Origin of the sequence: Mesorhizobium sp. (assembly GCF_004962245.1) — a bacterium.
Lineage (GTDB): Bacteria > Pseudomonadota > Alphaproteobacteria > Rhizobiales > Rhizobiaceae > Mesorhizobium.
Genome location: NZ_SUHQ01000011.1, coordinates 88,159 through 112,042 on the forward strand (window position 1 = coordinate 88,159; position 23,884 = coordinate 112,042).

At 63.9% G+C, this 23,884-nt stretch carries 23 protein-coding genes; 14 read left to right on the plus strand and 9 right to left on the minus strand.

Annotated elements, in window-relative coordinates:
• Positions 1-30 precede the first annotated feature (30 nt).
• The 6 genes from E5X88_RS13790 to E5X88_RS13815 all read left to right on the plus strand — a co-directional run bounded on the left by E5X88_RS13790 (position 31) and on the right by E5X88_RS13815 (position 7,343).
• Positions 31-1,272, plus strand: a complete 1,242-nt coding sequence (locus E5X88_RS13790; protein ID WP_292162027.1) for a sugar ABC transporter substrate-binding protein — start codon at positions 31-33, stop codon at positions 1,270-1,272.
• 373 nt (positions 1,273-1,645) lie between these two features.
• The gene (locus E5X88_RS13795; RefSeq protein WP_292162030.1) at positions 1,646-2,572 is read left to right on the plus strand and encodes a carbohydrate ABC transporter permease; all 927 of its coding nucleotides are present in this window, start codon (positions 1,646-1,648) and stop codon (positions 2,570-2,572) included.
• On the plus strand, positions 2,572-3,429 hold the full coding sequence (locus tag E5X88_RS13800; protein ID WP_292162033.1) for a carbohydrate ABC transporter permease: 858 nt from the start codon (positions 2,572-2,574) through the stop codon (positions 3,427-3,429). The genes E5X88_RS13795 and E5X88_RS13800 overlap by 1 nt, the downstream gene beginning before the upstream one ends.
• A gap of 23 nt (positions 3,430-3,452) precedes the next feature.
• On the plus strand, positions 3,453-5,456 hold the full coding sequence (locus E5X88_RS13805; protein WP_292162035.1) for a glycoside hydrolase family 127 protein: 2,004 nt from the start codon (positions 3,453-3,455) through the stop codon (positions 5,454-5,456).
• A gap of 380 nt (positions 5,457-5,836) precedes the next feature.
• A complete protein-coding gene (locus E5X88_RS13810) occupies positions 5,837-6,724 on the plus strand; it encodes a hypothetical protein (protein ID WP_292162037.1) in 888 nt (295 codons plus the stop codon).
• Positions 6,711-7,343 (plus strand): hypothetical protein, encoded by a 633-nt coding sequence (locus E5X88_RS13815; RefSeq protein ID WP_292162039.1) that lies wholly within the window; start codon positions 6,711-6,713, stop codon positions 7,341-7,343. Before E5X88_RS13810 ends, E5X88_RS13815 begins: the two co-directional genes overlap by 14 nt.
• Here the strand turns inward: E5X88_RS13815 and E5X88_RS13820 are convergent.
• Genes E5X88_RS13820 through E5X88_RS13830 form a run of 3 tightly spaced genes read right to left on the minus strand, consistent with a single transcriptional unit; the run spans position 7,340 to position 9,510 of the window.
• The gene (locus tag E5X88_RS13820) at positions 7,340-7,774 is read right to left on the minus strand and encodes a GtrA family protein (RefSeq protein WP_292162041.1); all 435 of its coding nucleotides are present in this window, start codon (positions 7,772-7,774) and stop codon (positions 7,340-7,342) included. The two genes, E5X88_RS13815 and E5X88_RS13820, sit on opposite strands and share 4 nt — an antisense overlap.
• Positions 7,767-8,459 carry a class I SAM-dependent methyltransferase gene (locus tag E5X88_RS13825; RefSeq protein ID WP_292162043.1) on the minus strand — a complete coding sequence of 231 codons (693 nt, stop codon included), beginning with the start codon at positions 8,457-8,459 and terminating at the stop codon, positions 7,767-7,769. The genes E5X88_RS13820 and E5X88_RS13825 overlap by 8 nt, the downstream gene beginning before the upstream one ends.
• Positions 8,434-9,510: a glycosyltransferase family 2 protein gene (locus E5X88_RS13830; protein WP_292162208.1), complete on the minus strand. Its 1,077-nt coding sequence runs from the start codon at positions 9,508-9,510 to the stop codon at positions 8,434-8,436. Before E5X88_RS13830 ends, E5X88_RS13825 begins: the two co-directional genes overlap by 26 nt.
• Before the next feature lie 349 nt (positions 9,511-9,859).
• Between E5X88_RS13830 and E5X88_RS13835 the strand changes: the two genes are divergently transcribed.
• From E5X88_RS13835 to lpxK, 6 genes are all read left to right on the plus strand, one after another.
• On the plus strand, positions 9,860-11,203 hold the full coding sequence (locus E5X88_RS13835; protein ID WP_292162046.1) for a TldD/PmbA family protein: 1,344 nt from the start codon (positions 9,860-9,862) through the stop codon (positions 11,201-11,203).
• Positions 11,190-11,996 carry a 3'(2'),5'-bisphosphate nucleotidase CysQ gene (locus tag E5X88_RS13840; RefSeq protein WP_292162049.1) on the plus strand — a complete coding sequence of 269 codons (807 nt, stop codon included), beginning with the start codon at positions 11,190-11,192 and terminating at the stop codon, positions 11,994-11,996. Before E5X88_RS13835 ends, E5X88_RS13840 begins: the two co-directional genes overlap by 14 nt.
• Positions 11,997-12,070: 74 nt before the next feature.
• Entirely contained in the window at positions 12,071-12,316 is a 246-nt protein-coding gene (locus tag E5X88_RS13845) for a DUF4170 domain-containing protein (protein WP_145723152.1), read from the plus strand.
• Positions 12,317-12,321: 5 nt separating this feature from the next.
• Positions 12,322-13,110, plus strand: a complete 789-nt coding sequence (locus tag E5X88_RS13850) for a lysophospholipid acyltransferase family protein (protein WP_292162057.1) — start codon at positions 12,322-12,324, stop codon at positions 13,108-13,110.
• Positions 13,107-14,423: a lipid IV(A) 3-deoxy-D-manno-octulosonic acid transferase gene (waaA, locus tag E5X88_RS13855; protein WP_292162063.1), complete on the plus strand. Its 1,317-nt coding sequence runs from the start codon at positions 13,107-13,109 to the stop codon at positions 14,421-14,423. The genes E5X88_RS13850 and waaA overlap by 4 nt, the downstream gene beginning before the upstream one ends.
• 1 nt (position 14,424) lies before the next feature.
• Positions 14,425-15,453: a tetraacyldisaccharide 4'-kinase gene (gene lpxK / locus E5X88_RS13860; RefSeq protein WP_292162066.1), complete on the plus strand. Its 1,029-nt coding sequence runs from the start codon at positions 14,425-14,427 to the stop codon at positions 15,451-15,453.
• A 101-nt stretch (positions 15,454-15,554) separates the two neighbouring features.
• On the opposite strand, the gene E5X88_RS13865 is transcribed toward lpxK, so the two are convergent.
• A complete protein-coding gene (locus E5X88_RS13865) occupies positions 15,555-15,788 on the minus strand; it encodes a DUF2093 domain-containing protein (protein WP_292162068.1) in 234 nt (77 codons plus the stop codon).
• Between the two features lie 557 nt (positions 15,789-16,345).
• Positions 16,346-17,272 (minus strand): LysR substrate-binding domain-containing protein, encoded by a 927-nt coding sequence (locus E5X88_RS13870; protein WP_292162070.1) that lies wholly within the window; start codon positions 17,270-17,272, stop codon positions 16,346-16,348.
• Positions 17,273-17,362: 90 nt separating this feature from the next.
• Here E5X88_RS13870 and E5X88_RS13875 point away from each other — a divergent pair, with 90 nt between their 5' ends.
• Positions 17,363-18,256, plus strand: coding sequence for a DMT family transporter (locus tag E5X88_RS13875; RefSeq protein ID WP_292162072.1), 894 nt, complete (start codon positions 17,363-17,365; stop codon positions 18,254-18,256).
• A gap of 44 nt (positions 18,257-18,300) precedes the next feature.
• Here the strand turns inward: E5X88_RS13875 and E5X88_RS13880 are convergent, their stop codons facing one another.
• The 3 genes from E5X88_RS13880 to E5X88_RS13890 form a co-directional block, all read right to left on the minus strand.
• Complete coding sequence (locus E5X88_RS13880; protein ID WP_292162073.1) at positions 18,301-18,834, minus strand: AAA family ATPase; 534 nt, start codon at positions 18,832-18,834, stop codon at positions 18,301-18,303.
• A gap of 145 nt (positions 18,835-18,979) precedes the next feature.
• Complete coding sequence (gene mutL, locus E5X88_RS13885; protein WP_292162075.1) at positions 18,980-20,839, minus strand: DNA mismatch repair endonuclease MutL; 1,860 nt, start codon at positions 20,837-20,839, stop codon at positions 18,980-18,982.
• A 77-nt stretch (positions 20,840-20,916) separates the two neighbouring features.
• Positions 20,917-21,819, minus strand: coding sequence for a LysR family transcriptional regulator (locus E5X88_RS13890; protein WP_292162077.1), 903 nt, complete (start codon positions 21,817-21,819; stop codon positions 20,917-20,919).
• Positions 21,820-21,925: 106 nt separating this feature from the next.
• Here E5X88_RS13890 and E5X88_RS13895 point away from each other — a divergent pair, with 106 nt between their 5' ends.
• On the plus strand, positions 21,926-22,915 hold the full coding sequence (locus E5X88_RS13895; RefSeq protein ID WP_292162079.1) for a zinc-dependent alcohol dehydrogenase family protein: 990 nt from the start codon (positions 21,926-21,928) through the stop codon (positions 22,913-22,915).
• Between the two features lie 21 nt (positions 22,916-22,936).
• Here E5X88_RS13895 and E5X88_RS13900 read toward each other — a convergent pair whose 3' ends face one another.
• Positions 22,937-23,839, minus strand: coding sequence for a LysR substrate-binding domain-containing protein (locus E5X88_RS13900; protein ID WP_292162081.1), 903 nt, complete (start codon positions 23,837-23,839; stop codon positions 22,937-22,939).
• Between the last annotated feature and the right edge of the window lie 45 nt (positions 23,840-23,884).

Consider the following 23,884-nt stretch of genomic DNA (forward strand, 5'->3'; position numbering starts at 1 on the left):
CAGGGAGGAGAACCAATGAGGAGGAGAACCATGAAAACCATGATTACCGGGCTCGCCCTTGCCGCGAGCATCTTTGCCTTGCCTGCAATGGCCGCCGAGACCGCCAGCATCTGGGTTCGTGCCGACGGCTCGAACTTCATGCCGCGCATCGTCGATGCCTTCAACAAGGGCCATGAGAACCAGATCAAGCTGGACATCATCCCCAATGCCGAGATCATCCCGAAATACGGCGCCGCGGCCGCCGGTGGCACGGCGCCCGACGCGCTCTCGCTCGACCTGATCTACACGCCGTCCTTCGCTGCCGCCGGCCAGCTGGAGGACATCACCGACTGGGCGAAATCGCTGCCTTATTTCGCCAGCCTCTCGCCGGCGCACGTCAAGACCGGCACCTACAAGGACCGCATCTACGGGCTGCCGTTCTCCGCCGACAGCTCGGTGCTGATCTGGAACAAGAAGCTGTTCAAGCAGGCCGGCCTCGACCCCGAAAAAGGCCCGACCAACTGGGCCGAGATCGAAGCCGCCGCCGAAAAGGTCAACGCGCTCGGCGGCGACATCAAGGGCTTCTATTTCTCCGGCAATTGCGGCGGCTGCAATATCTTCACCTTCACGCCGCTGATCTGGGCCTCGGGCGGCGACATCCTCACCGAGGACGGCTCCAAGGCGACGCTGGACAGCCCGCAACTGCGCGGCGCCATCGACCTCTACCGGTCGATGGTCGAGAAAGACCTGGTGCCGTCAGGCGCGCAGACCGACACCGGTTCGAACTTCTTTGCCGCCTTCGCCGGCGGCAATATCGGCATCTCGCCGTCCGGCGCCTTCGCCATCGGTGCGCTCAACACCCAGTATCCCGATATCGACTATGGCGTCACCTTCCTGCCGGGCAAGGATGGCGGCTGGTCGTCCTTTGCCGGCGGCGACAATTTCGTCGTCACCAAGGGCACCACGAAGATGGCGGTGGTGAAGGAGTTCCTCGATTTCGCCTATTCGCTCGAGGGCCAGACCATCCTGGCGAAATACGGCAGCCTTCCCGTGCGCGGCGACATCGCCAATGAGGCGCTGAAAGATCTCGACCCGCGCTACAAGGTTGCCGCCGAAGCCATGTCCAAGGGTCGCACGCCCTATTCGGTGGTGTTCAACGACCTGATCAACTCCGCCAACGGTCCGTGGAACCAGATGGTCAACGAGGTCTTCTTCGGCGACGATGTAGACGGCGCCATCGCCAACGCGCAGGAGACCATGCAGTCGATCATCGACTCGGCGCCGCAGCAGTAGCGCCGACTCCCCTCGAGGGGAGGTCGGACCGCAGGTCCGGGTGGGGTCGTACGTGCAGTGCTCGACGTTCTCTTTATGTCGGCGCGCTTCGCAGACGACCCCACCCCCGGCCTTCGGCCGGACCCTCCCCTCGAGGGGGAGGGGAACGCAGCGCTAATGGAAGAACGGCCATGACCTTAATCGCAGCAACCACCGCGCCAGTGCGTGGCTCCCCCTTCTCCCCTTGTGGGAGAAGGTGTCGCCGAAGGCGACGGATGAGGGGTGCTCCAGCTTGGCAAAGACGGCACTCCGTCCAACACCCCTCATCCGTCTCGGCGCTTCGCGCCGATCCACCTTCTCCCACAAGGGGAGAAGGCAAGGCGAGCGGCCAGCCATGACCTCCATCGCTACAATCACCACCCCAGCGCGCCGCCGCAAGCTGGTCGGCGCCGGGCGCCGGCAGTGGATCGGCCTGCTTTATGTCGCGCCGGCCGTCGCCCTTGTCGTCGTCTTCTTCATCATCCCGCTTTGCATGACGGCGTGGATGTCGCTGCACAACTGGCCGCTGATGGGCGCGCACAGCTTCATCGGGCTCGACAATTACTGGGCGATCCTGCGCGACAACAGGTTCTGGAACGCGCTGCGTTTCACCGGCTACTACACGGTGGTGGTGACGATCGCGATCTTCGCCGTCGCCTTCCCGCTGGCGCTGTTCATAGAGAGGCCGCGGCCGCTGACCGGCTTCTACCGGACGTCCTTCTTCATGCCGGCCGTCATCGGTTTCGCCTCGGCCAGCCTGCTCTGGTCATGGCTGCTCAACGTCGATGCCGGCCTCTTCAGCCCGGCCGCCTTCGAACTCGGCCTGACCGAGAAGAAGGTCAATCTGCTGGCGACCTTCCAGCCGGCCTTCTGGTCGATCATCGCCATGGTCGTCTGGAAGGTGGCGGGCTTCACCATGATCATCCTGATGACCGGCCTGCAATCCATCCCGCCGGATCTGCAGGAGGCGGCGATGATCGACGGGGCAGGGCCGCTGGCGCGGTTTCGCGCCATCACCCTGCCGCTGATGCGCCGCACGCTGGCGCTGGCGCTGATCCTGTCGGTCGCCGGCTCGGTGCTGGCCTTCGACCAGTTCTACATCATCCTGCGCGGCGGGCCGCGCAACCAGACGCTGACCGCCGTGTACTGGATTTTCAATCAGTCGTTCGTGTCGTTCAAGCTTGGCTATGGCGCCGCCCTGTCGATGGTCCTGCTGGTCATCCTGGTCGCGCTCAGCCTCATCCAACTGCGGCTGCTGCGCCAGCCCGAGGGGATCGACTGATGGCGCAGGCTCGCAGCCGCAAAAGCCGCATCGGCACCCAGATCGCCGAGCACGCGACGGGCATCATCGCCTCGCTGCTGTTCCTGGCGCCGATCGTCTGGACCGTGCTTTCGGCCTTCAAGCCGGCGCAGGAGGCGCGCAAGCCGCCATTGCCGCCCTGGCCGACGACGGGCTTTTCGATCGAGAACTACGCCACGCTCAACACCTTCGGCGACGGCCTCTGGCTGCCAGCGCAAAACAGCATCTACGTCTCGGTGATGACGGTGGTGCTGTCGGTGATCGTCGGCGTACTGGCCGGCTATGGTTTCTCGCGCTTCCGCTTTCCGCTGAAGAACCTGCTCTTCGTCGTCATCCTGTCGACGATCATGATCCCGTTCCAGTCGATCCTGACGCCGATTTTCCTGGTGCTGACCAAGATCGGCCTGCACAACACGCTGACCGGGCTGGTCTGCGTCTACGTCACGCTGCAGCTGCCGTTCTCGATCTTCATGATGCGCAACGCCTTCGACGCGGTTCCGCGCGAGATCGAGGAGGCGGCGCGCATGGACGGCGCCAACAATGTCACCATGCTGCTCAGGGTGATGCTGCCGCTGGTCTGGCCGGGCATCGTCACCATCGCGCTGTTCGCGTTCCTCGGCGCCTGGAACGAGTTCCTGGCGGCGCTGGTGCTGATGACCGACCAGTCCAAATTCACGCTGCCGATCATGATGACGGCGCTTCAGTCGGGCCGCTTCGGCGCCATCGACTGGGGCGCGGTGCAGGCTGGCGTCACCGTGATGATGGTGCCGTGCCTGGTGCTCTTCCTGTTGCTGCAGCGCTTCTACATCCGCGGCCTCATGGCAGGGGCCGTGAAGTGACCACATTCGAACGGAGTAAATTCATGACCGCATCGCAAGTCACCCAGCCGGCCGCCAAACAAGCCACCACGTCGGGCAGGCCAAAACTCGCCTTTCGTCCGCTGCCAGTTCCGCAGGTCGATGTGCGCGGCTTCTGGGGCGACCGTGTCGACGCCGTCGCCACCAGGACCGCCGGCATCCTGTATGACCGCTGCGTCGAGGCGCGCATGCTGGAGCAGATCGATCCGGACCGGCCATCGCCCGGCGTCGTCATTCCGTTTCACTCGCCATCGCCCGACGACGCAGCCAGCCCCGGCGCCGAGTTCACCGGCTCGACGGTGACCACCCAGATGTTCTGGGATTCGGATTGGGGCAAGACGATCGAGACGGCGGCCTACTCGCTTTACCGCCGCCGCAATGACGATCTGGAGAAGAAGATCGATGCCGTCATCGACATCTACGGCAAGCTGCAGCAGCCCGACGGCTATCTGTCGAGCTGGTACCAGCGCATCCAGCCCGGCCTGCGCTGGACCAATCTGCGCGATTGCCACGAGCTCTATTGCGCCGGCCATCTGATCGAAGGGGCGGTCGCCTACTACCAGGCCACGGGAAAACGCAAGCTGCTCGACATCATGTGCCGCTATGCCGACCATATCGCGCAGACGTTCGGTCCCGAGCCGGATAAGAAGAAGGGCTATTGCGGCCATGAGGAGATCGAGCTGGCGCTGGTCAAGCTCGCCCGGGTCACAGGCGAGCAGAAGTACATGGACCTCGCAAAATACTTCATCGACCAGCGCGGGCTTGAGCCGCATTACTTCGACGAGGAGGCGCGTGCCCGCGGCGCCGACCCGAAGGCCTATCATTTCAAGACCTACGAATACAGCCAGTCGCACAAACCCGTGCGCGAGCAAGACAAGGTCGTCGGCCATGCGGTCAGGGCGATGTATCTCTATTCGGGCATGGCCGATATCGCCACCGAATATGGCGACGACACGTTGCGGGTGGCGCTCGACCGGCTGTGGGACGATCTCACAACCAAGAACCTCTACATCACCGGGGGCATAGGGCCGTCGTCGCACAATGAGGGTTTTACCGCCGACTACGATCTGCCCAATGAAACCGCCTATGCCGAGACCTGCGCTTCGGTCGGACTGGTGTTTTGGGCGAGCCGCATGCTCGGCATGGGCCCCAATGCCCGCTACGCCGACATGATGGAGCGCGCGCTCTACAACGGTTCGATCTCGGGCCTGTCGCTCGACGGCTCGCTGTTCTTCTACGAGAACCCGCTCGAAAGCCGGGGCAAGCACAATCGCTGGAAATGGCATCGCTGCCCCTGCTGCCCGCCCAATATCGGCCGCATGGTCGCCTCGATAGGCAGCTATTTCTACAGTCTCTCGGACGACGCGCTGGCGGTCCATCTCTACGGAAACAGCACGGCTCGTTTCGATATCGCTGGCCGGCAAATAGAGCTGATCCAGACCAGCAACTATCCATGGGATGGCGCGGTTTCGATCGCGATCGAACCAGAGGCGCCGACCGAGTTCACCTTGCACCTGCGCCTGCCGGCCTGGTGCCACAAGGCGGCGCTCAAGGTGAACGGGGAGGCAGTCGATTTGGATGCTGTCACCAGCGACGGCTATGCCGCGATCCGCCGCGAATGGCGCAAGGGTGACCGGGTCGAGCTCGATCTCGAAATGGCCGTCGACCGCCTCTACGCCAACCCGGAGGTGCGGCAGGATATCGGCCGTGTCGCGCTTGCGCGCGGTCCACTGATCTATTGCGTCGAAGAGACCGACAATGCCGGCCAGCTGCATCGCATCGCTCTGCCACGGACGGCACAGATCGAGGCGCATGAGCAGCCGAACCTCTTGGGTGGGGTCGTCACGCTTTCGGCCGTCGCCAGCAAGGAGGCGTTTGGAAACTGGGAAGACGGGCTCTATCGCACTGAACCGCCGGCGGTGGAGGAGGCGAAAGTCACGGCAGTCCCGTACTTCGCCTGGGACAACCGCGATCCCGGGGAGATGCTGGTTTGGCTGAGGGACACCTGATCCGGGCGGATTTGCGCCTGTGAGGGGCATGTCTTGAATTTGCTACGACGGCGCTAATTTAGAGAGGAGAGTGGCGTCAATCACTCGAATGGGCGGAGGCAGAGTTGGCGCTCGAAAATCTCGTGCGTCCGAACGCCGGCGGTCGCCTCATGGTCATGGCCGTCGCGGCAGTGCCGTTGCTGTTCGTGATCAGCGGACTGGCCATTCGCTATGCCGCATTTGCTTCGATATCGGCAGAATCAGGTTTCGCGGCTTATGCCCGTGCGCTCTGCCGGTGGGATTGCGCCTGGTACATTGGCATCAGCGAACAGGGCTACGAGCGCTTTCCCATTTCAAACCACAGCAATGTCGGTCGCTGGGGTTTCTTTCCACTCTATCCGATGCTGGTGGCGGCGATCCGGGCGATTTTCCCCTTCCAGACGATACTGGTCGCCACGATCACCTCCATGGTTTTCAGCTACGCCGCCTGCCTGGTGGCATGGCCGCTGCTCGAGAAGAACATGCGGGCCTACGTGCTGTATTGCGCGTTTCTGCTCAGCGGTCCTTTCTCGTTCCACTTCACGACTTTCCTGACCGAATCTCTTTTCGTGCTCCTGACCTCGTGCGTCTTTCTGGCGCTCAAACGCTCCAGCTATCTCGCCGCGGGCCTCTCATCCGCGCTCCTGTCGGCAACGAGGCTTGTCGGGGTCTTTATTGTGTTTGCGACCGTCATTCAAATGTTCAGGGAGTATCGCGAGCGGGGCGGATTGACGCTGTCTTTTCCACGCTGGGTGCTTGGCCGGCCGTACCTGCTCGTTGCCATTCTCATCTCACCCGCCGGCCTGTTCGCTTACACCCTGTTCCTTTATCTTACGGTCGGGGACGGCTTTGCGTTCTTGCACGTTCAGCGCGCGTTTGGACGGGTGGCGGGCAATCCGCTCGTCTTTCTATGGGACGGGCTCTCAGCCGTTCCGAAGACGGGCTGGCTGCCCACGGCGCCGCAATGGAGCGCGCTGGCCGCGATCACCGGATTGGCGCTGTCGGCGGTTCTGGCGGCTCGCAGGCAATATGGCGCCGCGCTGTTCTGCGCGCTCTGCATCATCCTGCCGCTGATCACCAACCTGGCCTCGATGGTCAGATACGTCGTTGGCCTTGCGCCTCTGACAATAATGCTTGCCGTTCTGTTGTCAGCGTCGAAGCTGATTTCTCTGGCGGCTTCGGTTTTCTTCCTGGGCGCCTGTTATTTCATGACCGTGGCGTGGATCGGAGGCTACCTTGCCCTGGTCTGACATTGCGGCCCCGTACCAGCGCGCAACCTCGCTTGGCGGCTACGCGCTCGCGGCAGTTCTGGCGGGGTCGGAGATCGTCATCCTTGCGCTTGCTCTCAACCCGAACGTCAACGCCGACTATCGCGCCTATTACATCGATCGGACGACGACCTGCCTCAACCGCGATGCCACCGGCAGCTACACACTTGGCGAGACGGTATCGTTCCGGAGCGACGGCGCCAAACGGGCAGCCAGCATAAAGGTCTGTGGCTGGTCGGGCTCGGCAGGCGACGGCACCCATTCGCTGGGCGAGACCTCGCGGCTTCGCGTAAGGACACCGCTGCTCCGCAACGGGCTGACAGCCACGCTGCAGATGGCCGCCGTCATTCGTCCTCCACGGATCACGCAGAGGGTGGTGATCTCGGTGAACGGCGTTCGGGTGCATGCGGTGACGCTGTCTGGCAAGGAACCACGAACGGTCTCGTTCGTCATTCCGCCGGCGGCTCTAGGCGAGGCCAAGGCACTCGACATCGCCTTCGACTATCTCGACGGCATTCCGCCAACTCCGGCCGCCAGCAACATCTACAAACGCTCCATCAAGCTGGTGTCGTTCCGGCTGGACGCCTTTGAGACGGATTAGGTGGAGCGATCGCCTTGCGGGCCGGGTCTCCGCTGCGCAAAGACCCATCGGTCGAGCATGAGAAGATTGATCGCCGGAATGAGCGAGCAGGTAACCAGAATGGCAATGATGGGCGGCAGGCCGAGTTTCGCCGTCAAAAGCGCCGGCGCCGCGTAAGCCACGGCGAAGCCTGTCGCCGTCAGCAGGAGAAAACGCGGAGCTTCCGATCGATGCGATCCGCTCGACAGGAAGGTTACTGATTTGTGGGCGAGATACGAAAACACGGCGGCCGCGGCGTAAGCCGCAAGCGACGCCTGGACGGGCGTGAAGCCGATCCATTTGACCCAGGCGATGGTCAAGACAGCATACAGGATCGTCGCGGCGATGCCGACCAACCCGAAGCGCGCCAGCAGCCTCAGCCCGGCACCGGCAGTCGGACGGGCCTCAGACATGTGCGCTGCACGCATACTGGGCGCCAAGCGGCAGAGGAGCGAGCAGGCGCTCGATTTTTCTGGCGAAGGGTCTGGCCGACGGCAGCAGCAGGAAGTACTCGGATCGGATATCGCTGAAGCCGGTCTGCCGAAAGAGGGACGCTGCCTTGGCGGCGTTGAGCAGGACGGCGTCCCGGTCGAACGGACAACGGAACACCGCAAGACGCGTCAGCGGATTATAAGGGTTGTGCTCGATGATGCAGGCGATGCCCCCCGGCCGCACGACGCGCCGCATTTCCCGGAAGAAATCGAGCCAGGAGGCGGTCGGAACGTGATGGACGACGCAACTGGCGAAAGCCAGATCGAACGCGTCGTCCTCATAAGGCAGGCTCGGTGTCGTGCAGGCCCTGTAGTTTACATGCGGATTGTCCTGGCCGGCGCGCAGGATCGATTCCTCCGAGACGTCGCAGCCATCCAGGTTCTCGAACGCGCCTTCGAGATAAGGGTGAAGCGAACCGACGCCACAGCCGACATCCAGCGCCCGCACTTTGGCACCGCCCTGCCGAAGCCCTCGCTCGACGACGAGACGCCTCATCAGGTCAGCCTTGGCGATCAGAAAGAAATCGTGCTTGAGTCCGGAAAACCGGATGGATCCCGCGACCGCCTCGCCATAATTTGATTTATAGCTGTCGAAGAGTTCGGCCATCAGCCGAGGCTCCGTTCCTGGGTTTCCGAAATGATCGACGGCTCCCGTCAGAGGCGGCGGTAGCGCGTATGGCCTTGTCGAAGCCGGTGACCCGATCGATCACGTAAAGCGGACGGCGCTTCACCTCGGCGTGGATGCCGCCGACATAAAGCCCGACCACGCCGGTCATGAAAAGATTGATGCCGCAAAGGAGCGACACGATCACCACGGTGGACGTCCAGCCGGCAATGATGCCGGTCTCAAAAATCCAGGCGAAGACGGCGTAAGCACCGAAAACCACCGCAAGCGCGGAGATTGTCAATCCGCCCCACAGCGCCATGTGCAACGGCTTCTCGGAGAAGCTGACGATGCCGTGAACGGCAAGGTGCATCATCTTCCAGAATGGGTATTTGGTTTGGCCAAGAGTCCGCGCCGGGCGTTCGAAGGGCACTGCCGTCTGCTTGAACCCCATCCAGGCGAACATGCCCCTGACGAAGCGGTCATGTTCGGGCATACGCTTGAAGGTTTCCAGCGCCTTGCGGCCGACCAGGCGGAAATCACCGACGTCGCGCGGGATATCGACCGATGTCATTTTCTCCAGCAAGCGGTAGAAGAGGCTCGCCGTTAAGCGCTTGAACCAGGATTCGCCCTCGCGCTTGATACGGCGCGCGTAGACGATCTCGAAACCTTCCCTCCACTTCGCCACCAGATCGAGAACAACCTCCGGCGGGTCCTGCAAGTCGGCATCCATGACGATGACGGCATCGCCTGCAGCCACGTCCATGCCGGCCGTGATCGCGACCTGGTGGCCGAAATTGCGGGAGAGCTCGATCAGCCGGAAGCGCGGCTCGGCAGCGACCACCTTCCGAAGGTATTCGACGCTTCCGTCAAGGCTTCCGTCATCGACGAAGATCGCTTCAGCCTCTCCGTCCAGCCGGTCGATCAGCGAGCTGATCCGCTCAATCAGCCGAGGCAGCACTTCTTCTTCGTTGTATATTGGAAGGACCAGCGAGTACCGCGGCGGCGAAACGTTCACCGCAGTCCTGATGCTTTGGATCACAGAGTCTCGCATGCGATTGAAAATGGAACGCAAGCAACAAAGTTCCCGGTCTTACACAAGAAATTGCTAATTTAGTTATTTCGGGCAGATTCCGTCCATGAGTGAGAAAGGACACAGGCGGCGTTACCGCAATCGAACGTCCGCATGCGATCGAGACCCGGCAGTATCAACGGGCTGTCGGCCAGTCCGAACCTGGCGCGAAGCAGCCTTTGAGGAACCGCGTCCATCATGCCGCCTGAAGCCTATGTCTGTTGGCTGATCCATCCCGCTTGCCACTTCTGCCATTGCACAAGCAACATCGGAACAATAGATGGTGCTGAGTGGCCGCCCTTATAGCCGGCGGAAAAACGGGATCATGTGGATGACGGATACGCTCGACGCAGCGAAATTGACCGACCGCGTCGCTGCCCTGGTCGAGGCTGCCAAACGCGCCGGCGCCGATGCCGCCGACGCGGTTGCGGTGCGTGGCCGCTCGGCCGGCGTGTCGGTGCGGCTTGGCAAGGTCGAGGGCACCGAAGCGTCCGAGAGCGAGGATGTCTCGCTGCGCGTGTTCGTCGGCAAGCGGGTGGCGAGCGTCTCGGCGACCGCTGCCTCCGATCCGAAAGCGCTCGCCGAGCGCGCAGTGGCGATGGCGAAAGTCTCGCCCGAGGATCCCTATCAGGGTCTCGCCGATCCGGCCTTGCTGGTCAGCAAGCCGCGCGACCTCGATCTGTTCGACCCGACGGAAGTCTCCGCCGACCAGTTGAAGGAAGCAGCCCTTGCTGCGGAAGCGGCAGCCCTTGCCGTCAAGGGCGTCACCAATTCGGCCGGCAGCGGCGCCAGCGCCGGGCTTGGCGGGCTGGTGCTCGCCACTTCGCACGGCTTCGTCGGCCATTATGTCGCGTCGCGCTTTTCGCGCTCAACCAGCGTCATTGCCGGCGAGGGCACCGGTATGGAGCGCGATTATGAATATTCCTCGCGCCAGCATTTTTCCGACCTGGACGCGCCGGAGGATATCGGCCGCAAGGCCGGCGAACGCGCCGCGCAGCGCATCGGCGCGCGCAAAGCAGCAACCGGTCAGGTCGACGTGGTGTTCGACCCGCGCGTGGCGCGCGGCATCGCCGGTCATCTCGGCGCCGCCATCAACGGCGCGTCGGTCGCGCGCAAGACCAGCTTCTTGCGCGACATGATGGGCAAGCAGGTAGCGGCGGCCGCGATCACCGTCACCGACGAGCCGCTGCGGCGCCGCGGCCAGGCATCGCGCCCGTTCGACGGCGAAGGCATCGAGGGCGAAAAGCTGCTCATGGTCGAGAAGGGCATTTTGAACCACTGGTTCCTGTCGACCTCGATCGCGCGGGAATTGGGGCTGACCACCAACGGCCGCGGCTCGCGCAACGGCTCCTCCGTCTCGCCGTCATCGACCAATCTCGCCATCGAGCCGGGCGAGCGGACGCCAGAGGACCTCATCAAGTCGCTCAAATCAGGCTTTTACGTCACCGAAGTGTTCGGCCAGGGCGTCGACATGGTCACCGGCGAGTACAGCCGCGGCGCTTCCGGCTTCTGGATCGAGAATGGCGAGCTTGCCTATCCGGTCGCCGAGGTGACCATCGCCTCGAACCTGAAGACCATGTTCCTCAGCATGGTCCCGGCGAGCGATCTCGACCGCAATTTCGGCACCGCGGCACCAACGCTGCTGATCGAAGGCATGACCCTTGCCGGAGCTTGACCAGGTCATATCCGCCGGGGCTCGCGAGGATCTGGCCATCCTGCGCGACGCTGCCCGCGAGGCGGGTGCCATCGCCATGCGTTACTTCGGCAACAACCCGCAAGTCTGGATGAAGGGCGGCACCTCGCCGGTGAGCGAGGCCGACCACGCCGCCGACGCCTATCTGCGCGAGACCTTGCTTGCGGCACGGCCGGACTATGGCTGGCTCTCGGAGGAGACGGCCGACAATCCGGCAAGGCTTGCCGCCCGCCGCACCTTCGTCGTCGATCCGATCGACGGCACGCGCGGCTTCCTCGAAGGCCTTCGCTCCTGGTGCGTCAGCGTCGCGGTGGTCGAGGACGGTCGCACGCTTGCCGGCGTGCTCGAATGTCCGGCTATGGAGGAGACCTATTGGGCGCTGCCCGGCGAGGGCGCGTTCCTGAACAGCCGTCGCATTGCCGCGCGCCGCCCGGCGGCGACGGTCGACATTGGCGGGCCGAAGCCATTGATCGACCTGATGCCGGCGGAATGGCGGGGTCGGTTGAACCGCGTATCCTATATTCCCTCGCTGGCCTATCGGCTGGCGATGGTCGCCAATGGCGCGCTGGACGCGACCTTCGTCAAACCCAACGCACATGACTGGGACATCGCCGCGGCGGACCTCATCCTGCGCGAGGCCGGCGGCGCACTGCTCGACCAGAACGGCCGCGCGCCGCGCTATGCCGGCGAAGTGATCCGCCACGGCGCGCTGGCTGCCGGCAGCGGCGAACTCCTCGCCGTCCTCTCCGGCGTCATCGCCGGGCTGGACAATTGAGCATTTTCAATGGTTCCAAAGTCGGCGGCTTTGGTCTAGACCTGTCACAAACTCACGATATGTGAAGGATCGACATGGCCGCGGAAGACGGAAAGAAGCAACTTTTGCATCTGGTGTTCGGCGGCGAACTCAAGAATCTGAGCGGGACCGAATTCCGCGACCTCGACGCGCTCGACATCGTCGGTATCTATCCCGATTATCAGTCCGCGAAAGCGGCGTGGAAAGCCAAGGCCCAAGCCAGCGTGGACAATGCCCATATGCGTTATTTCGTCGTTCACCTGCACCGGTTGCTCGACCCCGACAACAAGGCTGCCAGTTAACATCGATGGACCATGAAGCAGTGAAAGGGCTGGCCACGAGGTCCGCGGGCAGAAGGCGCCGTGGCGGCACCTCGAAGACATTCTGGCGCAGAATACGCGAACCGCTGGCGCAGTCGCGATTCGTCAAGAACGCCATCGCCAGCCTGTTCGCGCAGTTCGTTCGCCTCATCCGCCTGACCAACCGTGTTGTCGACGGATCGACGCAGATATCGGGCGGCCCCCACCGGCAGTTCGAGCCGGCCATCATTGCGCTGTGGCACGGCCAGCATCTTCTGACCCCGGCCTACTATCCCGAGGGACGGCCGCTGGTTGCCATGGTTTCGCGCAGCGCCGACGCCGAGCTCAATGCGCTGATGCTCGAGAGGTTCGGCATCGAGGCGGTGCGCGGCTCGGGCGGGCGCGAAAACGCGAAGCATCTCGACAAGGGCGGCGCCAAAGCGCTGCTTGCCCTGAAAAAGTCGCTCGCCACTGGCAAGAACGTCGCCATGATCGCTGACATCCCGCATGGCACGCCGCGCGACGCAGGGCTTGGCATTGTTCTCCTGGCGCGGCTTTCGGGCCGGCCGATCCTGCCCGCCGCCATCGCCACCAGCCGCCGCAAGGTGCTGGAGCGCAGCTGGGACAAGACCACGATCAATCTGCCGTTCGGCCGCTCCTCGATTGTCATGGGAACGCCGGTGTTCGTTCCGGCCGACGCGGATGAGGCCGAAATGGAACGCAAGCGCCAGGAGGTCACGGCTTCGCTCAACGCCGCGACCGCCGCGGCCTACCGCCTCGTGGATGGCTCGAAATGAGCGAGCGCTGGGCGCGCACCTTCCTGACGGCGTATCGTTTCGCAGGCGCAGCCGTCTATCCGCTGATCGGGCCTTACGTCGCCTGGCGCACCTCCAGGGGCAAGGAAGACCGTATTCGCCGCCGCGAGCGCTATGGCATCGCCGGGCGCGAGCGCCCCGAGGGGCCGCTGATCTGGATCCATGCGGCGAGCGTCGGCGAGACCATCGCCGTCGTGCCGCTGGTCGAGAGCATCCTTGACTATGGCGTCAACATCGTGCTGACGACGGGGACCGTCACCTCCGCTCAGGTTGCCGACGAACGGCTCGGCGACCGCATCATCCACCAATATGTGCCGCTCGACCTCAAGCCGGCGGTCAGCCGCTTCCTCGACCATTGGCGGCCGGATCTGGCGATCATCGCCGAATCGGAGATCTGGCCGATGACCATCCTGGAGCTCGGCGCACGCCGTGTGCCGCAGGTGCTGGTCAATGGCAGGCTGTCGGACCGTTCGTTCAAATCCTGGAAGAAGCGCGCCAACATAGCGGAGGCGTTGTTCGAGAATCTCGCCCATGTCGTCGCTCAGTCGGAAATCGATGGCGAGCGCTTCCTTTCTCTCGGCGCCCGGCCGGTCACCGTGTCCGGCAACCTCAAGGTAGACACCACGCCGCCGCCGGCCGATGAAAGGGCCCTGTCCGCGCTGAAGCGCCAGATCGGTACCCGCCCGACCTGGGCGGCGATCTCGACCCATGACGGCGAGGAGGTGGTGGCCGCCGAAGTTCACGCGACACTGCACAAGCGTCACCACGGTCTCTTGACGATCGTCGTGCCGCGCCATCCCGATCGCGGCGAAGCGCTTGCCGTGCAGATTTCCGGCATGGGCCTGAAAGTCGTGCGGCGCAGCAAGGGCGACAGGATCACCGCCGACTCGGACATTCTGCTCGGCGACACGATCGGCGAGATGGGGCTTTATCTCAGGCTGACGGAAATCGCCTTCGTTGGCCGTTCGCTCACCTCCGAGGGCGGCCAGAACCCGCTGGAGCCGGCCATGCTCGACACGGCGGTGCTGGCCGGCCGCAATGTCCAGAATTTTCGCGAAGCCTATCAGCGGCTACTCGACAGCGGCGGCGCCAAGCTGGTGCGCGATCGCGACATGCTGGCCGGCGCCGTCAATTTCCTTTTGACCAACGAAGTGGCGCGCCACGAGATGATGGCCGCTGGTGCGGCGACCGTCGATGAGATGCGCGGCGCGCTGGCCTGCACGCTGAAGTCACTCGAACCCTACATTCAGCCGTTGGTCGTCAAGTCGCGCCTGCAGGGCGCCAACGGCCGCTAAGGTGGCTAGCGAAGCACCACCCTTCTGGTGGGAAGAGCCGGACTGGCGGGCGCTGGCGCTGGCGCCGCTGTCCTCGATCTATGCCCTCGTTGCCGGCCGCCGCATGCGCTCGGCGGCGCGCGAAAAGGTCGGCGCGCCCGTGCTGTGCGTCGGCAACTTCACCGTCGGCGGCACTGGCAAGACGCCGGTGGCGATCGCGCTGGCAAGACGGGCCAGGCGCATGCAACTCAATCCCGGTTTCCTGTCGCGCGGCCATGGCGGCTCGTTCGCGCAGCCGCATGTCGTCGATCCGCATCATGACGCCGCCAAGCATGTCGGCGACGAGCCGCTGCTTCTGGCCGAACACGCGCCGGTCGCGGTAACGCCGAACCGGGCCGCCGGTGCGCGTCTTCTGCTGGAAAAACATGGCTGTGATTTCCTGATCATGGATGACGGTTTCCAGAGCGCGCGCATCCATATCGACTACGCGCTGGTCGTCGTCGACGCGCGCTACGGCGTCGGTAATGGCCGCGTCATCCCTGGCGGTCCGCTGCGGGCTGACATCGTCGACCAACTGGTTTTCACCAGCGGGCTGCTGAAGATGGGCGAGGGCACTGCTGCCGATGCGGTTGTCCGCCAGGCGGCGCGCGCCAGCCGGCCGATCTTCGAGGCGCATACGCGGCCAAGCAGCAAGGCGGGGGTGGCCGGCAAGCGGTTTCTGGCCTTTGCCGGCATCGGTCATCCCGACAAATTCTTCGACACGGTCCGTGAGGCCGGCGGCGAAGTCGCGCTGACCCGGTCGTTTCCTGATCATCATTTCTATGGCGAGGACGAGCTTGCCGAACTGGCAACGACAGCGCGCCGTGCCGGGCTTGGCCTCATCACCACCGCCAAGGACGCCGCCCGGCTGCGCCACGATGCCGCGCCGGCCGATTTCCTCGGACAGCTCGATGTGCTGGAGATCGACACCGTGTTCGACCCCGACCACGTGCCCGAACGCATCATCAACGAGACTCTGGATGCCTGGCGACAGCGCAAGCTGCAAGGCTGACCAAACGAGTTTCGAGCGTCGCGACCATGCAGAACCTTGATATGTCGGCGGGACAGAGGGGGCGCGAAGGATCGCTACAGAACGTTTTCTTGCGCCTTGATCTACCGCCGGCGGCGCAGTTCCGGATGCGCTTCGATCTCGCGGCGCAGCGAGGCGGCGGCACTCACATAGGGCTCTTGCCTGGCGACGCTCCAGTATTTGAGCTCATCGAGCGGGATGCTCTCGCCAGTCACCGCACAGCGCACGAAGGCGCCAGGGCTGGTCACGTGGAAGTCGCCGTCGAGGTAGCGGATACGGGCTTCCTTGCCGCCGGGGCCTTCGAAACGGTTCATCATGACATGGCGCCAAGGTTCATGACGATGTCATCGCCACAAATTGCGGGCAAGGTCAAGCTTGGAGCGAGATGAAGCAGGGTAGCGAACTCAGGTTGACGCCTTTCGCGGCGACGGATTGGCCGACCGCAGCAGGCGCCGTCGGCGACGCTGCCGATCTCCCCCCTTGCGGGGGAGATGCCCGGCAGGGCAGAGGGGGGGTGCTGTCCCTCCGACCTGTCAACCAATAGCGGCCAAGCCCTCAGGCTGAGTCCCGGTTGCGAATGGCGGAAGTTGGCGATCCTTCCCACCCCCCTCTGTCCTGCCGGACATCTCCCCCGCAAGGGGGGAGATCGGATGTCGCGTCGGCTTTCACCAATCGCCAACGCTGGAAGGCATGGCGTTCAAAACTGAAGCGATTGTTCTGGTTGCGAGGGCACATTTGTTCTTGCTTTGTGCTCTCAGCTATGCTAATAATTTCGGTATGGTGCTGAGTTGCGCCAATGACCCGCCGCCGAGGCGGGTTTTTTGTTTCAGGCCTCAGCGCCATCTCTCAAGCCGGCAAATGGATGCCCGGCATCTTACTGCTCGGCCACGATGAACTCCTCGATCTTTTCGGCGGCGAGCCCGGCCTGGAGTGCGATGCGCCGGGCCAATTCGGCCGCGGCAGCGCGCGGCCGCCCCATCGGCCGATCGAGCCAGTAGGATATCGGGCTCAGCACGATGCGGTCGTCGACAGCGACGATGCGGCCTGACGTCAGTTGATGCTCGGTCATCGGTGGCCGCGCCAGCGCGATGCCGAGACCATGGGCTGCAGCGTCGAGCACCAGATTGTAGTCTTCGAAGCGGCGGTCTTGCGGACGCGGGCGATAGTCCATGTCCTGCGCGCCAAACCAGGCGCGCCAGGCCGAGGCGTCCGAATCGTTGATCAGCGGGAATTTGAGCAGCCGGGCAGGGTCGCCACGGCCGATCTCCCTGGCCAGGTCCGGCGAAGCGATCGGGAAGACATGTTCCTCGAAAAGCTGCACCGAGACGCGGCCCGGGATACGGCCGCGGCCGCAGCGAATCGACAGATCGATACCCTCGTCGGCAAGGTCCGCCTGGCGGATATCGACGTCGAGCACGATGCGCAGCTTGGACGGGTTGTTTTCCAGCGCCACCATACGCGGCATCAGCCACAGGCCGCTGACCGAGGGGATAGAGGTCAGCCGCACCACGGCGGTGCCGCGCGGCTCGACCCAGCGGTCCGAATTGCTGGATATCAGCGCGAAGGCTTCGCTGGTGCGCAGATGCAGCCGGTTGCCCTCGATGGTCAGCGAGACGCCACGCGCGCCGCGATCGAACACTTTCAGCCCGAGCCAGCCCTCGAGCTTGGCGATCTGCCGGCTGACGGCGCCATGGGTGATGTTGAGTTTTTCGGCGGCGGCCGAAAAGCTGCCCGTCCGCGCCGCGGCGTCAAAGGCGCGCAAGGTTTCGAGCGGCAGCATCGTGTCTGAGCTGTGATCCATAGTCACAGCTCACTCTCGATTTGGTCGTTTGTCAACCGGCCAAGAAAGGCGTTTTGTGCCTTCAGGACAATAAAGCACGAGGACCGTGAGATGAGCGCCTATGCCGGTACGTTGAATTCGACACAGCGGATGGACACCACGGCGGCCATCGCGGTGGCGCTGACAGTGGTCGGCTGGGCCTCCGCTTTCCCGGCGATCCGTGCCGGCCTCGTCGCTTTCGGGCCGCTGGAACTCGGCGCGCTGCGCTTCGCCATCGCGGCGGTGCCGGCGGCGATCTTCCTTGCCGTCAAGCGGCCGGCGCTGCCCCGGCTCGACGAGTTGTGGCGCTTTGTCTTCGGTGGCGCCGTCTTCGTTGCGCTCTACACGGCAATGCTCAATTTCGGCGAACTGACGGTTTCCGCGGGTGCTGCCGGTTTCATCATCAATGTGAGCCCGATCTTCACCGCGATCATGGCGATGGCGTTGCTCGGCGAACGCTTCTCAGCTCTGGCCTGGGCCGGCACATTCCTGTCCTTCGCCGGCATCGGTATCATCGCGATGGGTGAAGGGCAGGGGCTTCGCTTCGACAATGGCGCCCTGCTGATCCTCGGCTCGGCCCTGTGCTCGGCCGTCAACACCATCGTGCAAAAGCCGCTGTTTGCCCGCCATCATCCGCTGACCATTTCGGCCTCGAACATGGTGCTCGGCGCGCTCTGCCTGTTGCCTTTCCTGCCGAGCGGCCTGGCGCAGGCGGCGGTTGCCGACACCGCCGGCCTCGGCGCTGTCATCTTTCTCGGCATCGTGCCAAGCCTCATCGCATACGCCGCCTGGGCAACAGCACTTTCCCGTCTGCCTGCAGCCTGTGCCTCGAACTTCCTCTACCTGGTTTCACCGGTGGCGACGCTGATCGGCTTCTTCTGGCTGGGCGAGGTACCGACGCTGCTTGGCATTCTCGGCGGCGCGCTGGCGCTCGGCGGCGTGATCGTGGTGAATTTGAAGCGCTGATTCAAAGGTTTGGAAGATTTGGCTGAATTAAAATGATCGGCTAGTCAGCGCTTTTGCGTTTGTCGGCGAGCAAGCGAGCTTACGAAGTCCGAAATCTGACGGCTGCCACGCAATCTCATCACCGGCACGAGCGGTCCCCTCGCCAAACGCTCCGCCTCGATGTGCGGTCGACTGTTGCGATCGAAATTCCAGATGTAGCGCAGGAATGACAAATACTCTTTGTCCAGCCTCTCGCTGCATCCTGCCGGGAAATCGGGCCGAGGCCGGTTCAATGCGCTGCGCAATACGACCCGGCTCAAACAGGTTGTGCGAGGGGTGTCGAGCCAGACAACGAGATCAGCTCGGGGAAGCCTTAAATCGAAAGTCTGCCAATGATAGTTTCCCTCGCACACCCAGTCGTCACCAGAGATGGCCTCGCTAACGCGTGCGCGGAAAACCTCATATTGAGGTTTGCTCCAGCCTGGCCCCCAGAACAGCTTGTCCAAATGCACGACCGGCAATTTCAGCCGTTCGCCTACTTCCCGTGCAAGGGTTGATTTGCCGCTTCCAGCATTTCCGAGAATTACGATCCGTTGCACAAAGCGACCTCAGAAAGCTGGGTTCCTCGCCCCATTTTAATGGGGAGAGGTGGCCGCCCAGCGGTCCTGCCTTTGGCAAGCCCGAGGACCGGCTCCGCGGCCGGAGAGAGGGACTGCGCCATCAGAACGGACAAGTTCGGGCCCTTCACCGCCGTCCAAACAGCCGCTCGATATCCGCAAGCTTGAGCTCGATATAGGTCGGGCGGCCGTGGTTGCAGGTGCCGGAACCCGGTGTCGCCTCCATCTGGCGCAGCAGCGCGTTCATCTCTTCTGCCTTGAGCAGGCGGCCGGAGCGCACCGAGCCGTGGCAGGCCATGGTCGCGGCTATCCTGTCCAGCCGCTCCTTCAGCGTGTCGACCGTGTCGTTGTCGGCGATCTCGTCGGCAAGGTCGCGCACCAGCTGCTGGACATTGGTTTCGCCGAGCATCGACGGCGTCTCGCGCACCGCGACCGCGCCCGGACCGAAGCGCTCGATGGCGAGGCCGAAGCGGGAGAGTGTTTCGGAATGCAAGGCGAGCCGCTCGGCATCCTCTTCCGGCAGATCGACGATCTCGGGCAGAAGCAGCATCTGCGACGGCACGGCGCGTGCATGCAGCGCGTTCTTCAGCGCCTCGTAGACCAGCCGCTCATGCGCCGCATGCTGGTCGACGATGACAAGCGAATCCGTGGTCTGGGCGACGATGTAGTTCTCATGTACCTGCGCGCGTGCGGCACCCAGCGCCATGCCGAGCAGCGCCTCCGCCGCTTCGTCTTGCCCGGCGCGCGCGTCGGCGCTGTGAAGCGGTCCGGCGTCGAACGCCGCCTGATCGTTTTCGCCGAAGCCGCCATTTGCAAATCCCGTATCCAGTGGCCGCTGCGGCGAGCGGGAAGGGTCGAAACCAGCGGAGCCGGAGGCCCGGTAGGCCGCCTCGTAGCTGCGGTGGCCGTTGGCCGGTCCTGGATGCGCATAGGACGCCGCGCCCGGCCGGAATGCCGCCATCATGCCGGCGGCCCCGGTGGTGGCGGCGCGGATCCCGGCATTGGCGAGCGCCTCCCGGATGGCGCCGACGATCAGTCCGCGCACCAGTCCCGGGTCGCGGAAGCGCACGTCGGCCTTGGCCGGATGGACATTGACGTCGACGATGGCCGGATCGAGCGTCAAGAACAGCACCGTCACCGCGTGGCGATCGCGCGGCAGCACGTCGGCGAAGGCGCCGCGAATGGCGCCGGCGATCAGCTTGTCGCGCACCGGCCGGCCGTTGACATAGGCATATTGCTGCAGCGCGTTGGCGCGGCTGAAGGAGGGGATCGAGACGTGGCCGGCGAGATGCACGCCGTCGCGCATGGCGTCGATGGCAATGGAATTGTCCGGAAAGTCGGCGCCCATCACCTGCGCGACGCGGCGCAACCGGCCCTCAGGGCTGTCGTCGGCCGCAGGCAGTTCCAGTGTCGAACGGTCGGAGCCGGCCAGCGTGAAGCGCACGGCGGGGAAGGCAATCGCAATGCGCTTGACCACGTCGCTGATCGCGGAGCTTTCGGCGCGCTCGCCCTTCATGAATTTGAGGCGAGCCGGCGTGGCGAAGAACAGGTCGCGCACCTCGACCGTGGTGCCGCGATTGGCGGCCGCCGGCTTGACCGCGGACACGCGTCCGCCCTCGATGCCGATCTCGGCGGCGCTGTCGCTGTTGGCCGTGCGCGAGCGGATCGACAGCCGCGCCACCGAGCCGATCGACGGCAGCGCCTCACCGCGAAAGCCGAGCGAGCGGATGTCGTGGATGTCCTCGGCGAGCTTCGAGGTGCAGTGGCGTGCGATCGCCAGCGCCAGTTCCTGCTCGGGAATGCCCGAGCCATCATCGGTGACACGGATCAGGTTCAGCCCGCCGCCGGCGGTGACGATCTCGACTCTGGCAGCGCCGGCATCGAGTGCATTCTCGACCAGTTCCTTGACCACGCTTGCCGGACGCTCGATGACTTCGCCGGCGGCGATTTGGTTGATCATCGTTTCGGAAAGCTGGCGTATGGGCATGAGGGCACTATAGGCGGATTCGTGGCCGGTGCGGGAGGGGCAGAATTGAGGAATCCGCGCCGCTCACCGTGGTCCTGTTAGGTCATGAGCTTGGGCAGTGTTGCCGCCAGCGCGTCGACAGCAAGACGGACCTTCAGTGGCAAATGAGGTGTCTGCAGCCATAGCGCATACACGTCATAAAGAAATCCCGGCTGGTCCGGCAACAGCACGACAAGTTCGCCGGTCTGACTGCGCTCACGAACCAGCCAATATGGAAGCCAGGCAAGCCCCATGCCGGCTGCCGCAGCATCGGCGATCGCGTCGAGGTCGTCGAGACGCAACCGGCTGACCGGCATGACTTCTAGCGCAGGCTGGCCGTTGCGCGGAAACAGCCACGGTTGAATGACACGGCCCGAACGGCGGTAGATGATGGCCTGGTGCCTGCCGAGATCTTCTGTCTGCTGCGGCGACCCGTGCATCTCGAGATAGGATGGCGACGCGCAGACGACCATGCGCTGGCGCGCGATGCGACGCGCCATCACTCCGGCCTGATCCTCCAGGTTGCCGGTCCGGATGGCAAGATCGCAACCATCCTCTGCAAGATCTGCGATGGGGTCGCTGAACGACAGGTCAAGCTCCAGCGCAGGATATAGTTGCGCGAGTTCCAGCAGGATCGGAGCAACGCAGCGCCGGCCAAAGTGCACAGGCATGATGACGCGCAGTTTTCCGCGTGGTTCTGAAAGTTGATCGGCCGCGAGTGCGTCCGCAGCCTCAGCTTCGGCGAGTACCATTCGGCAGCGTTCATAATAGGCGCGCCCGAAGTCAGTCAGGCTCTGGCGGCGTGTGGTCCGGTTGATGAGGCGCACGCCCAGACGCTCTTCGAGAAACCGGACATGCTTGCCGACCATCGGCCCGGACAGATCGAGCGCGGCAGCCGCCGCCGCGAACGAGCCCAGGTCGACGGCTTTGACGAACACGGCCATGCTGGTAAGGCGATCCATATTCGAAACTCACAGTTTCTACTGTTCTGCTCTCAAGGCCATTTATCCGCGAGGCGCTCACTGGCATAGCATATATTCGGTTCAAATATTTTGGAGTTATGGCCGGATGGCGCGGGTTATTCGCTTTCATGAGCTTGGCGGTCCCGAGGTTCTGCGCATCGAGGATGTCGATATTCCAGCGCCGGGTTGGGGGGAGATTCAAATTCGGGTCAAGGCGTTGGGCATCAACCGCGCCGAGGCACTGCTGCGTTCGGGCACCTATATCGAGACGCCGCCGTTGCCTTCCGGTCTTGGCCTTGAGGCAGCGGGTATCGTCGAAACGATCGGCGGAGGCGTGGAGGAGTTTGCGCCAGGTGAAACTGTCAGCATCGTGCCGCCATTATCGATGGCCCGCTGGCCCGCCTATGGCGAGATCGCCACATATCCCGCCAAGCTCGTGGTCAAGCACCCGCCATCGCTCAGCTGGGAAGAGGCGGCAGCCGTCTGGATGCAATACCTCACTGCCTATGGCGCACTGATCGACATCGCCAATCTCCGCAGGCAGGACGTTGTCGTCATCACCGCAGCATCGAGCAGTGTCGGTCTTGCTGCGATCCAGATTGCCAACATGGTTGGTGCGATCCCGATCGCGGTCACGCGGACGTCTGCCAAGAAACAGGCCCTGCAGAAGATCGGCGCCACTCATGCCATCGCTTCAGCGGAGGAAGATCTGGAGGTCCGGCTGAAGGAGATCGCCGGGCCGGACGGCGTGCGCGTTGTGCTCGACGCGGTCGGCGGCCCGATTTTCGAGCCTCTGACCGCCGCCATGGCACGAGGTGGCATTCTCATCGAATATGGCGGCTTGAGCCCGGAGCCGACGCCGTTCCCGTTGTTAACGGTGCTGGCGAAGACGCTGACGCTGCGCGGCTATCTCGTCCACGAAATCACGAGCGATCCGGCGAAGTTGGAGGCTGCCAAGGCGTTCATCCTCGGAGGATTGATGTCTGGTTCTCTCAGGCCGGTGATCGCCAGGACCTTTCCGTTCGACCAGATCGTCGAGGCGCATCGCTTTCTCGAGTCGAACGAACATGTCGGCAAGATTGTCGTGACGGTTTGACCGGGCACTGTTGGGATAGCCTCACGCCTGCGCGGCCAGCCAGTCCCGCACCTTGCGCGCATTGTCGCTGAGTTCGCGGTTCCTTGGCCAGATGACATGAAAGCCCTTGCCGGTCGTCATCGTGTGGCCGGTGACGCGCACCAGCAGCCCTGAGGCCAGCAGCCGCGCGGCGAGATGGCGCCAGCCGAGCGCAATGCCTTGCCCTTCCATGACCGCCTGGATCACCAGCGCATAGTCGTTGATGCGCAAGCCGCGCCCGGCATCGGTGATGTTGACCCCGGCAGAGGCGAACCACTCCTCCCAGCTCGCCGCCTCGCGAAACGGTTCCTCGAGATGGATGAGGCGGTGCGTGGCAAGAGCCTCGACGGTGTCGGGCAGCCCGAACCGCGCGACGTAGCTCGCGCCCGCCACCGGGAAGATCTCCTCATCGGCCAGCGGCAGCGAGTGATAGTCCGGCCATTCCTTGGGTTCGCCGCCGCGAACGCCGAGCGGGATGTCTTCGGCGATGATGTCGAGATCGCGGTCGGCGGTCTGGATGCGCAGGTCGATGCCCGGCAATTCGTCACGAAACTGCTGCAGGCGCGGCATCATCCAGAAGGAGCCGAAAGCGGTCGACGCGGCAAGTGTCACATGGCCACCGGTCGCCTGTTGGCGCAGATCCTCCGCCGACTTGCGGATATGCGACAGGCCGAGCGAAACGTCGGCGTGGAAGCGGTCGCCGGCTTCGGTAAGGCTGACCTGTCGATGACGGCGCTGGAAGAGCTTCGCGCCGAGCTGCTCTTCGAGGCCTCGGATCGCGTAGGACACGGCAGCTTGTGTCATGCCGAGCTCCCGCCCGGCGGCGGTGAAGCTCGACAGCCGCCCGGCGGCCTCGAAGACGATCAGGCTGCCGGCGGAGGGCAGCAGATGGCGAAGGCTTCGCATAAGCTGAACTTATACAAGAGATCAGGATTTTCCAGCGTCACAGCG

What these genes read in the sequence shown, in the direction of transcription:
- E5X88_RS13790 (WP_292162027.1), top strand. Translation starts at nt 31, where the DNA reads ATGAAAACCATGATTACCGGGCTCGCCCTTGCCGCGAGCATCTTTGCC.
- E5X88_RS13795 (WP_292162030.1), top strand. Translation starts at nt 1,646, where the DNA reads ATGACCTCCATCGCTACAATCACCACCCCAGCGCGCCGCCGCAAGCTG.
- E5X88_RS13800 (WP_292162033.1), top strand. Translation starts at nt 2,572, where the DNA reads ATGGCGCAGGCTCGCAGCCGCAAAAGCCGCATCGGCACCCAGATCGCC.
- E5X88_RS13805 (WP_292162035.1), top strand. Translation starts at nt 3,453, where the DNA reads ATGACCGCATCGCAAGTCACCCAGCCGGCCGCCAAACAAGCCACCACG.
- E5X88_RS13810 (WP_292162037.1), top strand. Translation starts at nt 5,837, where the DNA reads ATGCTGGTGGCGGCGATCCGGGCGATTTTCCCCTTCCAGACGATACTG.
- E5X88_RS13820 (WP_292162041.1), bottom strand. Translation starts at nt 7,774, where the DNA reads ATGTCTGAGGCCCGTCCGACTGCCGGTGCCGGGCTGAGGCTGCTGGCG.
- E5X88_RS13825 (WP_292162043.1), bottom strand. Translation starts at nt 8,459, where the DNA reads ATGGCCGAACTCTTCGACAGCTATAAATCAAATTATGGCGAGGCGGTC.
- E5X88_RS13830 (WP_292162208.1), bottom strand. Translation starts at nt 9,510, where the DNA reads ATGCGAGACTCTGTGATCCAAAGCATCAGGACTGCGGTGAACGTTTCG.
- E5X88_RS13835 (WP_292162046.1), top strand. Translation starts at nt 9,860, where the DNA reads ATGACGGATACGCTCGACGCAGCGAAATTGACCGACCGCGTCGCTGCC.
- E5X88_RS13845 (WP_145723152.1), top strand. Translation starts at nt 12,071, where the DNA reads ATGGCCGCGGAAGACGGAAAGAAGCAACTTTTGCATCTGGTGTTCGGC.
- E5X88_RS13850 (WP_292162057.1), top strand. Translation starts at nt 12,322, where the DNA reads ATGGACCATGAAGCAGTGAAAGGGCTGGCCACGAGGTCCGCGGGCAGA.
- waaA (WP_292162063.1), top strand. Translation starts at nt 13,107, where the DNA reads ATGAGCGAGCGCTGGGCGCGCACCTTCCTGACGGCGTATCGTTTCGCA.
- E5X88_RS13865 (WP_292162068.1), bottom strand. Translation starts at nt 15,788, where the DNA reads ATGATGAACCGTTTCGAAGGCCCCGGCGGCAAGGAAGCCCGTATCCGC.
- E5X88_RS13870 (WP_292162070.1), bottom strand. Translation starts at nt 17,272, where the DNA reads ATGGATCACAGCTCAGACACGATGCTGCCGCTCGAAACCTTGCGCGCC.
- E5X88_RS13875 (WP_292162072.1), top strand. Translation starts at nt 17,363, where the DNA reads ATGAGCGCCTATGCCGGTACGTTGAATTCGACACAGCGGATGGACACC.
- mutL (WP_292162075.1), bottom strand. Translation starts at nt 20,839, where the DNA reads ATGCCCATACGCCAGCTTTCCGAAACGATGATCAACCAAATCGCCGCC.
- E5X88_RS13890 (WP_292162077.1), bottom strand. Translation starts at nt 21,819, where the DNA reads ATGGATCGCCTTACCAGCATGGCCGTGTTCGTCAAAGCCGTCGACCTG.
- E5X88_RS13895 (WP_292162079.1), top strand. Translation starts at nt 21,926, where the DNA reads ATGGCGCGGGTTATTCGCTTTCATGAGCTTGGCGGTCCCGAGGTTCTG.
- E5X88_RS13900 (WP_292162081.1), bottom strand. Translation starts at nt 23,839, where the DNA reads ATGCGAAGCCTTCGCCATCTGCTGCCCTCCGCCGGCAGCCTGATCGTC.